General features: G+C 76.4%; 8 protein-coding genes. All 8 read right to left on the reverse strand.

Annotated features, from left to right (window positions below; translation table 11 throughout):
• Positions 1-101 precede the first annotated feature (101 nt).
• On the reverse strand, positions 102-809 hold the full coding sequence (locus tag ACH4SE_RS24895; protein WP_398545785.1) for a DUF3159 domain-containing protein: 708 nt from the start codon (positions 807-809) through the stop codon (positions 102-104).
• A 90-nt stretch (positions 810-899) separates the two neighbouring features.
• Positions 900-1,298 (reverse strand): OB-fold nucleic acid binding domain-containing protein, encoded by a 399-nt coding sequence (locus tag ACH4SE_RS24900; protein ID WP_398545677.1) that lies wholly within the window; start codon positions 1,296-1,298, stop codon positions 900-902.
• A 24-nt stretch (positions 1,299-1,322) separates the two neighbouring features.
• The gene (locus tag ACH4SE_RS24905; RefSeq protein WP_398545786.1) at positions 1,323-2,006 is read right to left on the reverse strand and encodes a response regulator; all 684 of its coding nucleotides are present in this window, start codon (positions 2,004-2,006) and stop codon (positions 1,323-1,325) included.
• Between the two features lie 80 nt (positions 2,007-2,086).
• On the reverse strand, positions 2,087-4,627 hold the full coding sequence (locus ACH4SE_RS24910; RefSeq protein WP_398545678.1) for an ATP-binding protein: 2,541 nt from the start codon (positions 4,625-4,627) through the stop codon (positions 2,087-2,089).
• A 114-nt stretch (positions 4,628-4,741) separates the two neighbouring features.
• A complete protein-coding gene (locus ACH4SE_RS24915; protein ID WP_398545787.1) occupies positions 4,742-5,464 on the reverse strand; it encodes an ABC transporter ATP-binding protein in 723 nt (240 codons plus the stop codon).
• 23 nt (positions 5,465-5,487) lie between these two features.
• Positions 5,488-6,483: an ABC transporter ATP-binding protein gene (locus ACH4SE_RS24920; RefSeq protein WP_398545679.1), complete on the reverse strand. Its 996-nt coding sequence runs from the start codon at positions 6,481-6,483 to the stop codon at positions 5,488-5,490.
• 88 nt (positions 6,484-6,571) lie between these two features.
• Positions 6,572-9,451 carry a hypothetical protein gene (locus ACH4SE_RS24925; RefSeq protein WP_398545680.1) on the reverse strand — a complete coding sequence of 960 codons (2,880 nt, stop codon included), beginning with the start codon at positions 9,449-9,451 and terminating at the stop codon, positions 6,572-6,574.
• Positions 9,452-9,527: 76 nt separating this feature from the next.
• The gene (locus tag ACH4SE_RS24930; RefSeq protein WP_398545681.1) at positions 9,528-12,866 is read right to left on the reverse strand and encodes an FtsX-like permease family protein; all 3,339 of its coding nucleotides are present in this window, start codon (positions 12,864-12,866) and stop codon (positions 9,528-9,530) included.
• Between the last annotated feature and the right edge of the window lie 142 nt (positions 12,867-13,008).

A 13,008-nucleotide genomic window follows, 5' to 3' on the forward strand; every position in this document is an offset into this window, starting at 1 on the left:
CCCCGGGCGCCCACGGGCGGCTGCGCGGCCCCGCCCGGGCCGGGTCGGGGGGGGCCCGGGGCCCGCGCCGCCCCGGGCCCACCGCCGTACGCGCGGGAGGCCTACTTGACCGGCTGCTCTTCGGCCCCGGCCGCCTCCGCCGACTCGGCGCGCTCCTTCTCCGCCTTGCGCTCCTCCTCGGCCGCCTCCATCTCCGCGATCACGTCGATCGGCGGCGGCGCCTTCACCAGGAAGATCCAGGTGAGGTAGACCGACAGCAGGAAGGGCGGGATGCCGAGCGCGACCTTGACCCAGCCCAGCTGCGTGGCGTCGCCCCACCAGTAGAGCGGGAAGAGGATCGCGGACTTGGCCAGCAGGATCAGGCCCCAGGCCCAGCTGGCCTTGGTGTACGCCACCAGGCGGCCGGGATTGCGGGTGCGCCAGGACAGGTTCTCCCGGAAGACCGGGCCGAGGATCAGGCCCAGCAGCGGGAAGCGGGCGAGCGCCGACACCACGTAGGCCACGCCCAGGCCCAGGGTGTAGAGCATGCCGGGCAGGTAGAAGTTCTTCGCGTTGCCCGACATCATCGCGAACAGCACGCCGAAGCCGATGCCGAAGACGCCGCTGAAGGCGTGTTTGAGGGTGTCCTTGCGGGCCAGCCGCACGACGGCCAGCACCAGCGACAGCGCGAGCGCGGCGAACGCGGAGGGCGCGATGCTGTGGTTGACCGTGTAGACGACCACGAAGACGAGGCCCGGCACGGTGGTCTCCACCATGCCCAGCACCCCGCCGAACGCCTCCAGGAGGGCCGCCTCGGTCGCGGCCCGCACCCCGGCGGCGTCCGCGTCCCCGGGCGCGGCGCCCGAGGGGCGGGGGGGCTCGTGGTCCTCGTGGTCCGTACTGTCGATCGACGCCACCGGCTACTCCTGTCCGACCGGACGCAGTTCGTACTTCGGGTTGAAGAGCACCGGACGGCCATGGTTCATGGAGATCCGGCCGGAGGCGATGATCCGGCGGCCGGGTTCGATCCCGGTGATGCTGCGGCGGCCGAGCCAGACCACGTCCAGCGCGGCGGATCCGTCGAACAGCTCCGCCTCCAGTGCGGGCACCCCCGCCCGAGGACGGAGGGTGACCGTACGCAGCGTACCGGTGACGGACACTATCTGGCGGTCCGAGCAGTCCTTGATCCGCGTACAGCCCACCGCCCGGGTCTCCTCCTGGAGCTCCTCGGAGTGCAGCTCCTCCTGGGAGGAGGACAGCCGGCCGAGCATACGACGGAAGCGTCCCGCGGGTCGCTCGTCACGGATGGCACCACTCATGCGTTCCAGCGTACCGGCCGGACCTCACGCCTCGAAGCGGTAGCCCATGCCGGGTTCGGTGATGAAGTGCCGCGGGCGGGCTGGATCCGCCTCCAGCTTGCGGCGCAGCTGCGCCATGTAGACCCGCAGGTAGTTGCTCTCCGTGCCGTACGCCGGGCCCCAGACCTCCCGGAGCAGCTGCTTCTGCGACACCAGCCGGCCGGGGTTGCGCACCAGCACCTCCAGCAGGTGCCACTCGGTGGGGGTGAGGCGGACGTCGGCGCCGTCGCGGTGCACCTTGCGGGCGGCCAGGTCGACGGTGAAGCTCTCCGTCTCCACCGCCGGGGCGCCCTCGTCCTGCCCGGCGGGCGCGGCGCGGCGGACCGCGGCCCGCAGCCGGGCCAGCAGCTCGTCCATGCCGAACGGCTTGGTGACGTAGTCGTCGGCCCCGGCGTCCAGCGCCTCGACCTTCTCGTCGGAGGCGTGCCGGGCCGACAGCACGATGATCGGCACCCGGGTCCAGCCGCGCAGCCCGCGGATCACCTCGACGCCGTCCATGTCGGGCAGCCCCAGGTCCAGCAGCACCACGTCGGGGTGCCGCGCCGCGGCGAGCCGCAGCGCGGCCGCCCCGTCGTGCGCGGCGTCCACCTCGTAGGAGCGGGCCCGCAGGTTGATCACCAGCGCCCTGACGATCTGCGGCTCGTCGTCGACCACCAGCACCCGGTACATCCGCCGCTCTCTCCCGCTCGCCGGCTCGCGCCGCCCGCCGCCCCCGCCCGCCGCGGGCTGCCGGCCCGCCGCCCCGCCGCTCATGTGGTCGCCGTCGCGGGCAGTCCGGGGCGGGCCGGCTCGCCGCCGGACGCCGCCCGCAGGGTGAGCACCATCGTCAGGCCGCCGCCGGGGGTGTCCTCGGCGACCAGGGTGCCGCCCATGGCCTCGGCGAAGCCGCGGGCGACCGCGAGGCCGAGACCGACGCCGGTGCCGCGCGGGGCGTCGCCGTAGCGCTGGAAGGGCTCGAAGATCTGCTCCTTGGCGTCCTCCGGGACGCCGGGGCCGCGGTCGGCGACGCGGACCTCGACCCGGTCGCCGAGCGCGCTCGCCGCGACCAGGACGGGCTCACCGGGCGGGCTGTACTTGACGGCGTTCTCGACGACGTTGGCGACGCTGCGCTCCAGCAGACCGGGGTCGACGGCGACCATCGGCAGCGTCTCGGGGATCTCCAGGGCGACGCTGCCGTCCGGGACGCCGCCGAGCGCCCTGGGCACCACCTCGTCGAGGTCCAGCTCGCGGATCAGCGGGTTGACGGTGCCGGTCTGCAGCCGGGACATGTCGAGCAGGTTGCCCACCAGGTGGTCCAGCCGGTCGGCGCCGTCCTCGATGCCGGCCAGCAGCTCTGCCTCGTCCTCCGGCGACCAGGCGACGTCCGCGGAGCGCAGCGAGCTGACCGAGGCCTTGATGCCGGCCAGCGGGGTGCGCAGGTCGTGCGAGACGGCGGCGAGCAGCGCGGTGCGTATCCGGTTGCCCTCGGCGAGCTCGCGGGCCCGGCCCGCCTCGTCGGCGAGCCGCTTGCGGTCCAGTACGACCGCGGCCTGCGCGGCGAAGGCGGACAGCACCCGGCGGTCGGCGGCCGGCAGCACCCGGCCGAGCAGGGCGAGCGAGAGCCGGTCGTTGACGGCCACCTCGACGTCGGCGTCCTCCGGGCGCACGCACGGGGCGGCGCCCACGGAGGCCGCGCACGTCCACGCGTCGCCGTCGTCGTCGCGTTCCAGCAGCACGACCGCGTCCATCGCGAAGGTCTCCCGGACCCGCTCCAGCAGCGCGTCCAGCGAGCTCTCGCCGCGCAGCACGCTGCCCGCCAGGTGCGACAGGATCTCCGCCTCGGCGCGCAGCCGGGCGGCCTGCTGGGTGCGCCGGGCGGCGAGGTCGACCACCGAGGCGACGGCGGCGCCGACCACCACGAAGATCACGATCGCGATGACGTTCTCCGGCTGGGCGATCGTGAAGGAGTGCGTGGGACGCGTGAAGTAGTAGTTCAGCAGCAGCGAGCCGCCCACCGCGCACACCAGCGCCGGCAGCAGCCCGCCGGCGAGCGCCGCGGCCACCGTGAGGGCCAGGAAGAGCAGCATGTCGGTGGCCTGGCCCGTGGCCGGGTGCCACCGGGTGAGCAGCAGCGTCAGCAGCAGGGGGCCGGCGAGCCCGGTCAGCCAGCCGGCGACGACGCGGGAGCGGCCGAGCCCGGCGCCGCGCGCGGAGGGCAGGCCGCGGCCCTTGGCGGCGTGCTCGTGGGTGACGATGTGGACGTCGATGTCGGCGCTCTCGCGGGCGACGGTGCTGCCGACGCCGGGTCCGAAGACGTACTGCCAGGGCTTGCGGCGGCTGCTGCCGAGCACGATCTGGGTGGCGTCGACACCGCGGGCGAAGTCCAGCAGGGCGTCGGGGACGTCGTCCCCTATGACGTGGTGGAAGGATCCGCCGAGGTCCTCCACCAGGGTGCGCTGGACGGCCAGCTCCTTGGCGGAGCCGGACACCGGGCCGTCGCTGCGCACGATGTGCACGGCCATGATCTCGCTGCCAGAGCCCTTGGCGGCCATCCGGGCGGCGCGCCGGAGCAGCGTGCGCCCCTCCGGCCCGCCGGTCAGGCCGACGACGATCCGCTCGCGGGCCTGCCAGGCGGCCGATATGCGGTGCTCCGCGCGGTATTCCTGGAGGTACTCGTCGACCCGGTCCGCCGTCCACAGCAGCGCCAGCTCGCGCAGCGCCGTCAGGTTGCCCGGGCGGAAGTAGTTGGACAGGGCCGCGTCGACCTTGTCGGGCGCGTAGATGTTGCCGTGCGCCATGCGGCGGCGCAGCGCCTGTGGCGACATGTCGACCAGCTCGATCTGGTCGGCGCGGCGGACCACCTCGTCGGGCACGGTCTCGCGCTGCCGCACGCCGGTGATCGACTCGACGACGTCGCCGAGCGACTCCAGGTGCTGGATGTTGACGTTGGAGACGACGTCGATACCCGCCCTGAGCAGCTCCTCGACGTCCTGCCAGCGCTTGGCGTTGCGCGAGCCCGGCACGTTGGTGTGGGCGAGTTCGTCGACGAGCGCGATCTCGGGGGCGCGGCGCAGGACCGCGTCGAGGTCCATCTCGGTGAAGGCCGTGCCGCGGTAGCCGCACTCCCGGCGCGGCACCTCCTCCAGGCCGTGCATCATCACCTCGGTGCGCGGCCTGCGGTGGTGCTCGACGTAGCCGATCACGACGTCCGTGCCGCGCTCGGCCCGCCGGTGGGCCTCGGAGAGCATGGCGTAGGTCTTGCCGACGCCGGGGGCGGCCCCCAGGTAGATGCGCAACGTGCCGCGTGCCATGGTCAGACCTTAGATCGGCCGGAGCGGGCACATCGGCCCCGGGGCCACCGTCCGGGCGCACCTTGACGCCGTCTTGACGCCTGCATACGTCCAGGGTCCCTCGCGGGCGGCGGATCAGCCGTCCGAGACGATCCGGCCGTCGCGCAGCTCCAGTACCCGGTCGGCCAGTGCGATCAGCTGGCTGTCGTGGGTGGCGACCAGCGCGGTGACGCCCTCGCTGCGCACCACCGCCCGCAGCAGCTCCATCACGGCGAGGCCGGTGTCCGCGTCGAGCTGGCCGGTGGGCTCGTCGGCGATGATCAGGTCGGGCCGGTTGGCGAGCGCGCGGGCGATGGCGACGCGCTGCTGCTGGCCGCCGGACAGCTCGCCGGGGCGCTGGGCCGCGTGGTCGGCGAGGCCGACGAGGGCGAGCAGCAGGGACACGCGCTCCTCGCGTTCCTTCGGCGGGGTCCTGCGCAGCCGCATCGGCACCCCGACGTTCTCGGCGGCGGTGAGGATCGGGATCAGGCCGAAGGACTGGAAGACGAAGCCGATGCGGTCGCGGCGCAGCGCCAGCAGGCCGTCGTCGCCGAGCCCGGCGAGGTCGGTGCCGTCCAGGGATATCCGGCCGCTGTCCGGCGAGTCCAGGCCGCCCACCAGGTTGAGCACGGTCGTCTTGCCCGAGCCCGAGCGGCCCTTGAGGGCGACCAGCTCGCCGCGCCCCACCGAGAAGGACACCCCGCGCAGCGCGTGCACGGCCGTGCCGCCGCTGCCGTACGTCCGGCGCAGGTCCTCGACCACCACCATCTCGCCGGTCCCCGGCGCCGTCGCCACCGCCGCGGCGGACTGCTCGGCCATCCCCGCGCCTCCCTCCAGCTCGCTCATCCGTCGTCCCGCCCCCGCTGCTCCGCGCCGGGCGCGGGGCTGGCTCCGTCGCCCGCCGCCGGATCACCGCCGCCGGGGTCGGGCCACACCCCGATGTGGTCGCTCTCCGCGGTGAGCCGCACGCGGCGGCGCAGGCCGTAGCGCTCGGTGTACTCCCGCGGGAGCTGGAGCCGCCCCACCCTGTCCAGCACGGCGTACTCCTCGGCGACGCCCTGCCCGCCGCCCTCGGCCCCGCCCGGCCCGGGGCGCAGCACCTCGGTCGCCGTGCGGCCGTCGCGTATGCGTACCGTACGCCGGACCTGCTCCGAGACGGCCGGGTCGTGCGTAACGATCAGGATCGTCACGCCCAGTTCGGTGTTGGTACGGCGCAGCGCCGCGAAGACCTCCTCGCCGCTTGCGGTGTCCAGCTCACCGGTGGGCTCGTCGGCGAAGAGCACCCGGGGGGTGTTGGCCGCGGCCACCGCGATGGCCACGCGCTGCTGCTGGCCGCCGGAGAGCTCGCCCGGGCGGCGGTCGCGGCAGTCGGCGACACCGAGCATGTCCAGCAGCTCCGCCGCGCGCCCGGCGCGCCGGGCGCGCGGCACCCTGGCGTAGCCCATGGGGAGCGTGACGTTCTCCAGCGCCGTCAGGTACGGCAGCAGGTTGCGGGCGGTCTGCTGCCACACGAAGCCGACCGTGCGGCGCCGGTAGTCCAGGCGCTCGCGGCGCTTCATGGCCAGCAGGTCGTGCCGCGCGACCCGGGCGCGACCCGCGGTCGGCAGGTCGAGCCCGGACAGGATGCCCAGCAGGGTGGACTTGCCCGAGCCGGACGCGCCGACGACGGCCAGCAGCTCGCCCTCGTCGACGATCAGGTCGAGCCCCTGGAGCGCCTGCACCTCGACGCCCTCGGTGCGGTAGACGCGCACGAGGTTGTCGCAGACGATGAGCCCCTCGTCGGGCGCGGGCGCGGCCGAGGACATGGCGCGGGCCTGGAGCGTGGCGAGGTCGGTCATACGTGCTCCCTGTGGTCGTCGTACGGTCCTGCGGGGCGGCCTGTGGGGCGGGGCCCGGCGGCGCGGGCGCCCGGCGGGCTCGTGCCGCTCATACCGCCTCTCCCAGCCGCAGCACCGCCCCCAGGCCGCGTCGGCGGCCCACCCAGGTCTCGGCGGCGACGGCGACGGCCACCAGGGCGGCCAGGCCCGCGCCGAGGGCCGCGGTGAGGGCGTAGTCGGTGTGCAGTGCGGGCGCGGCGGGCCCGCCGGTGAACTCGCGCAGGGTGAGCGTGGGCCCGAGGATGCCCGGCAGCAGCAGGCCGAGCGCCACTCCCCCGGCGGCCGCGGCGAGCACCATCGGCAGCAGCTCCAGCAGGTCGAGTGCCGCGATACCGCGGGTGGGCAGGCCCAGGGTGCGCAGCCGGGAGGCGGTCCGGCCCCGGTCCGCGGCCGAGAGCAGCAGCTCCAGCACCAGCGCCGCCAGCGCGAACAGCACGGCGAGCGCGGTGGCGGCCGCGTACGTGCGGCGCACCCCGCGCAGCAGCCCGTCGTGCTCGGCGAGCGCCAGCTCGTCGGCCCTGATCCGGACCTGGCCTGAGGGGCCGGCGACCCGCGGGCCCGCGGCGCGCAGGGCGTCGCCGTCCAGGTGCGGGCCGAAGAGCAGCACGGCCGCGGTGTCGTACTCGCTCGGCGCGAGCATGCGCAGCTCGGCCGCGTCCACGAGCAGCAGCGGGCTGCGGGCGGCCACCGCCGTACCGGCGTCGCTCTCCTCGCCGCGCCCGGCGTCCTGCTGGTCGGCGCTCAGCAGCGGGCCGAGCGCGGGGTCACGCCGGGCGGCGTCCGGCAGCCGGCCCACGACGCGGACGGAGACCGTGCCGCGCCGCAGGGTGGTGGTGTAGGTGTCGCCGATCGTGCCGCCCGCGAAGTCACCGGTGGCCAGCGCGGGCAGCACGTAGCGGCCCCCGACCGGCGCGGGCCCGGGCCTGCCCGCGAGGCCCGCGGCGGCGAGCGCGCGGGCGGCGGCGGAGTCCGGGGCCTGCTCGGCGAGCACGGCGGCGTCGGCCCCCGCGATGTGGGCCGCGCCGTAGCGGGCGCCGTCCGTCACGCTGGTGAGCTGGTTGACCAGGCCGCGGACGACGGTGGCGCCGCGGACGCCCTGCACGGCCGTGAGGTCCGGGTCCACGGTGCCGTCCTGCCCCGTGCCGATCACCACCGCGTCGGCGCCCGCGCTCCACACCGCCGCCGTCCGGCTCCCGTCGGCGACCGTACGGGACACCAGGCCGCCGAAGACCGCCGTGGACAGCGTCACGACCAGCACCAGCAGGGCCAGCGCGTGCCCCGGCGCCTCGCGCGCGGCGCGGGAGAACGCGATCAGCGGGACGGTCCCGCGCCGGCCGCGCGCGGCTCGCGACACCAGCCGCAGCGGCAGTGGGTAGAGCCGCACCAGCAGCACCACCACGGCGGCCCCCAGCAGCGCGGGCACCACCGCGAGCTGCACGTCGAGGCCGCCCGCACCCGCGCCGTGGGAGCGCAGCATCAGCACCCCCGCGGCGGCGAGCAGCAGCACCGTGATCTCGGCGGCGAGCCGCCGCGCGGCCGGGGGACGGCTCTCGCGGCCGCGCCGGTCCCGGGCCGCGGCCAGCGTGAGCAGCGGCAGCGCGAGCCAGGCCGCAGCGGCGACCAGGAGCGCCGGGAGCAGGCTGCCGCGCCCGGCCGCGCCCGCGGGCGCGGCCAGGACGGCGGTGCCGGTGCCGAGTGCTGCGCCGAGGACCGCGGCGGGGCCGGTCTGGACGAGCCGGACCAGCGCGAGGTCGGTCGCGGAGGCGCCGCGGGCGCGCTGCAGCGCCTGCGCCCCGGCCCTGCGGCTGACGGCGAGCCGGGCGGTGACGACCACGGTGGCCAGGCCGACGGCGATGAGCCCGGCGAACGCGAAGGACTCCAGGGTGCGGGCCTGGTCGCGGGCCCGGGCGAAGGGCGCCAGCACGCCGGGCACGGCGTCCTCGGTGGCCGGCTCGGCCGTGGAGTGGCGCCCGATGCTGCACTGGTTGCCCATGTAGTCCTGGGCGTTCGGGCAGTAGACCTCGGCGACGGCCGCCGCGAAGCTGTCGGCCGCGTCCTGGAGGCTGCGCAGACCCGAGGGGGTCGCCAGCCGGGTCGCCTGTTCGGGCGTCATCCGGATGGAGTCGCGGAACTGCACGGTGAGGGGGTCGCCCGGGCCGCGGCCGAACTGCTGGAGCGCGTCGACCGCCGCCGCGTCGATCACGGCCTGGGCCCGCCACAGGTCCTTGGAGCGGGTGGGCCGGGCGAGCAGCGTCTCCTGGTGCCAGATCGGCGCGGCGGCGCCGGCCGGCGGGGCGAAGAAGCCGCTGACGACGGCGTCCGTGTCGTTCCTGCCGATGTCCCGGGACAGGTGGAAGCGCTGCCCGACGCGCAGGTGCAGCACGTCGCGGGCGGCGGTGGAGAAGGCGACGGGGATCGGCGAGGTCAGCGTCGGCGGGCCGGGCGGGGCGCCCTGGACGTACGAGGACGCCGGCGGGGCGTCGTCCGCGTACAGCAGCCCGACCTGGAGGCCGCCCGCGACGGCGGCGGCACGCAGCTGGGGCACCTCGATGCGGGTGGAGTCGTGCACGAGCATGCCGGCCAGCGGCGGCTTGGCCGCGGTGAGCAGCTTGGCGCCGGTCGCACGCAGGTCGCCCGCGAGCCGGGAGCCGGAGGGTGAGGGAACGGGCACGGAGGCGTCGGGCGCCAGGTCGACGCTGTGCCGGATCTCCCGGTCGTCCTGCCGTGCCACGGCCAGGCGGCTGCGCAGCGCGTCGCCCGCCCACCGGTCGAGCAGCGACGGCCCGGCGGCCGTGACGAGCGCGAGCAGCGCGACGACCACGGTCAGGCACGCCAGCAGCGGCGCCTCCGCGCGTGCCTCCCGCCGCACCCCCGGATCCCGCACGCCGGTCCCCGGCCGCAGCGCGCGCCATCCCCCGAACCCGCTCATACCCGTCCCCCCGGCTCGTCCCGACGAAGCCTCCGCACGGCTGCCTCCCGGCGCTCCCCGGCCCCCTGCGGCCGGCTCATCCGTCGTCACCCGCGCGCAGGACGCGGACCAGGTCGACGCGGGCGAAGACGCGGGCCAGGGCGGTGACCACGGCGACGATGAGCAGGGCCGTGCCGAGGGCCACCGCGGTGATCTCCGGCCAGGGAACGGTGACGAGGACGTCCGGGACCATCGGCGCGCCCGTGGCGTCCACGCTGACCAGCGGGGTGATCACGGTGGCGAGGAGGGCGCCCAGCGCGCTGCCGACCACGACGGCGAGCAGGGCGAGGCCCAGCTGCTCGGTCCACAGCAGCGCGGCCAGCTGGCGCCTGCGGACACCGAGGGCGCGCAGCAGGGCGAACTCACCGCGCCGCGAGCGGGCCGACATCGCGGTGTGCAGGGTGAAGCCGATGACCGCGAAGGCCGGGGCGAGCACCAGGGCGAGCAGCAGGGCGGCGCGCGTGCCGTGCTGCAGCGGGTCGTCCCGGATGCCGCGGGCGGCCTGCGGCACGGTGGTGCCGGTGCCGGCCGCCGGATCGGCGCGCAGGGCGGCCGCGGCGGCGGTGGCGTCGCCGTGCCGCGCGGACAGCAGCCAGAAGTCGTCGGTCGGTGGTTCGCTGCCGGTCGCGACCATGGCGGCGGCGAGCGCGCGCGAGTCGACGAGCAGCCGGCCCACCGAGCGGTCCACGCCGGGCACGGCGGTGATCCGCCCGATGATCTTCACCTTGACGGTCACGTCCGGCCCGCTGCTCAGGTCGACGACAGCCCCGGTGTCGAACTCTCCGGTGGCCTGCAGCGCGGCGTCGGCGAGCGCGGGCACGGGCGGCAGGCCGGGGGCGGGCACCGGGCCGAGGGCCATGTCCCACTGCGGCGGCACCACGCCGGGCAGGGGGCCGCGGAAGGTGCCGGAGAACAGCGCGCCGCGCACCCGCGTGGCGACGCACAGGTGCGGGCTCGCCGTGGCCCCGTCGTCGGGGTTGCGGGGCACGCACCCTGCGGGGTCGTAGGCCGGGTTGGTCAGGTCCTGCCACATGGCCCCGTCCGGCGCCGCGGCGGAGTCGATCCGCAGGTGGTAGGTGCGGCGCTCGTAGGGGAAGCGGATCCTGACGGCGAGCCCGATGACACGCAGCGGGTAGTGGCGGGCGGCCGGGTGCCGCCCGGTGAAACCGAGCGGCACCCGCACGGTGTACGGCGTGCCGCCGGTGACCGGCAGCGACGTGGTGACGTGGTCGGGGAGCCCGTCGGCGTCCTCGATCGTGACGGTGAGCGCCACCGGCACGTACGGGCCCTTGCCGCTCGCGGACAGCCGTACGGTGAGCGGCAGTTCGGTGGGGCGGCCGGGCAGGGTGAAGCCGTGGTCCGGGACGGCGGCGCCGAGGCGGGCGAGCTCGTCGGCGGCGGGCCGGTCGGTGAGGTCGGAGCGCAGCGCGGGCACGGGCCCGGAAGCGCCGGACGTCTGGGTCGCGAGGATCGCGGCGGTGTTCACGCCTTCCGCGGTCAGGACCTGGTCGCCCCGGTCGAGCGGCACGTCGGTGACGGGGGTGACCGCGGTGACGCCCGGCAGGCTCGCGTAGACGTCGTGGCGCTGCGCGCTGGGCGGCACCTGCCCGACGGTTTCCAGCGGCGGGGCGACCCGCATGTCGCCGCCGACGGAGAAGGCCGCCTGGTCGGCCGCCCCGCGGTCGAGGATCGCCAGCGCGGTCACGCCGAGCGAGCCCACCGCGAGCGCGAGCGTCATGAGCAGCGCGGGCCCTGTGTGCCTGGCGGCCCGGCGGCCGACCTGCCAGCCGCCGAGCGGCAGGACGAAGCCGGCGGCACGGCGCCCTGCACGGTCCAGGAGCGGCGCGGCGAGCGGCAGCAGCCGCAGGCTCAGCAGCGTGGCGGCCGCGGTCATGGCCACGGGGGTGAGCACCAGCACCGGGTCGACGGAGGTGCCGCTCACCCCGCCACTGGCCACCGGGCTGCGGTAGTGGCGCAGTTCGAACCAGCCGGCGACGGCGACCGCGGCGAGCGCCACGTCGGCGCCGGCCCGCTGGAAGGCGGCGGCGCGGGCACCGCGCAGCCGCAGCCGCATCCCGGCCCGGTGGTCGGCGGCGGTGCGGGCGGTCGGGAGCAGCACCGACACCCCGTGCACGGCGAGGGCCGCCAGGGCCGCGGCCCACCCGGCGGAGGTCACGCCCGAGGCGGGCAGCTCGCCGTGCAGCAGCCCCGCGTCCCGCAGGACGGCCAGCAGTGGTCCGGCCAGGAAGGGCGCGGCCACCGCGGCGGGCACCGCGACCAGCGCCCACTGCCCGGCGGCCGCGGCGACCAGCCGCCCCGTTCCGGCGCCCCGCGCACCCTTGAGCGCGACCTCGGCGGTCCGTGACTGCGCGAACTGGCGGGCGGTCAGCACGAGGGCGGCGGTGGCGAGAGCGGCGAGCAGCGCGGCGGGGATGTCCATCCCGGCGCGGGCGACGGCCATCGGCGCGGAGAGGGCGTCAAGCGTGTCGGGCAGGTGCGAGGTGGTGTAGATGCCGCTCAGGGCGGGCGGCCTGCCGCCGAAGACGGAGACGGAGGTGTCGCTGCCGGCGAAGCGGGCGGCGCGGTCGCGGAGCGGACCGATCGCACCGAGGGCGAGGCGGGAGGTGTCGGGGGCGCCGATCCAGGCGGCGAGCGCGTCGGCGGCGAGTTCGGGCCGCGCGGTGAACGCGGCGGGCGCGACGAGGGTGAGCGCGTCGGTGGTGCGGGAGGAGGTGCTCAGCCCGGCCAGGACTCCGGGCTCGCCGGGCGCCGGGCGGTAGGTGCCGGTGAGCCGCAGCGCGACGCGGCGCAGGCCGACCTGGAGCTGGAAGCCGTCGCCGACGCGCAGGCCGGCGCGGGCGGCGGCGGACTGGCTCAGGGCCGCCTGGACGGGCCCGCCCGCCCCGGCCCGCGGCCAGCTGCCGGCCGTGAGCCTGGCGTGCGCGGCGGAGTCGGGCAGGGCGACGACCGCGGAGGAGGCGCCGCTGAGCACGCCGTCGGCGCCGAGCACGGGGTAACCGGAGGACAGCGACGCGGGGGCGCGCAGCGCCGTGTACGTGTGGTGCGGCACGTCGCCGAAGACCCGGTCGAGGGCGCCGCGGGCGGCCTTGTCACCGTCGGCCAGGCCCTTGGGCCCGTAGCGGCCGAGGATGTCGATCCCGAGGTCGGGTTCGGCGGCCAGCCGCCGCTGGACGGCGCTCTGCACCGAGTGGTCGGCGAGTGCGGCGAGTGCCGACAGGACGGTGGCGGACAGCAGGATCGCCAGGGCCGCGGCGACCAGGACGGCGAGGTGCTGGGTGCTGCCGCGGACGGCGGCCGGTGCGAGCGGGCCGCCGGTCGGGCGGCGCGCGGAACCAGGCCGTGCGTCAGTCGCCATGCGCCGTTCCACCCCCGTGCGGCCCCCCGGGCGGGTGGCCGTGCGGCCGCCCCGGGTGACCGTAGCCCCGGAGAGGGAACTGTGCAAGATTTTCGAAAAACCGGAAGGTTTTTTTCCGGTTGGCGCAACTTTTTTCGGAGTT

The sequence above is a fragment of the Streptomyces sp. NPDC020983 genome (assembly GCF_044333485.1).
Taxonomy (GTDB): Bacteria; Actinomycetota; Actinomycetes; order Streptomycetales; family Streptomycetaceae; genus Actinacidiphila.

Bases quoted from the DNA above. Each gene is read 5' to 3' on its own strand.
- ACH4SE_RS24900 (WP_398545677.1), bottom strand. From the start codon at position 1,298: ATGAGTGGTGCCATCCGTGACGAGCGACCCGCGGGACGCTTCCGTCGT.
- ACH4SE_RS24905 (WP_398545786.1), bottom strand. From the start codon at position 2,006: ATGTACCGGGTGCTGGTGGTCGACGACGAGCCGCAGATCGTCAGGGCG.
- ACH4SE_RS24910 (WP_398545678.1), bottom strand. From the start codon at position 4,627: ATGGCACGCGGCACGTTGCGCATCTACCTGGGGGCCGCCCCCGGCGTC.
- ACH4SE_RS24915 (WP_398545787.1), bottom strand. From the start codon at position 5,464: ATGGCCGAGCAGTCCGCCGCGGCGGTGGCGACGGCGCCGGGGACCGGC.
- ACH4SE_RS24920 (WP_398545679.1), bottom strand. From the start codon at position 6,483: ATGACCGACCTCGCCACGCTCCAGGCCCGCGCCATGTCCTCGGCCGCG.
- ACH4SE_RS24925 (WP_398545680.1), bottom strand. From the start codon at position 9,451: ATGAGCGGGTTCGGGGGATGGCGCGCGCTGCGGCCGGGGACCGGCGTG.
- ACH4SE_RS24930 (WP_398545681.1), bottom strand. From the start codon at position 12,866: ATGGCGACTGACGCACGGCCTGGTTCCGCGCGCCGCCCGACCGGCGGC.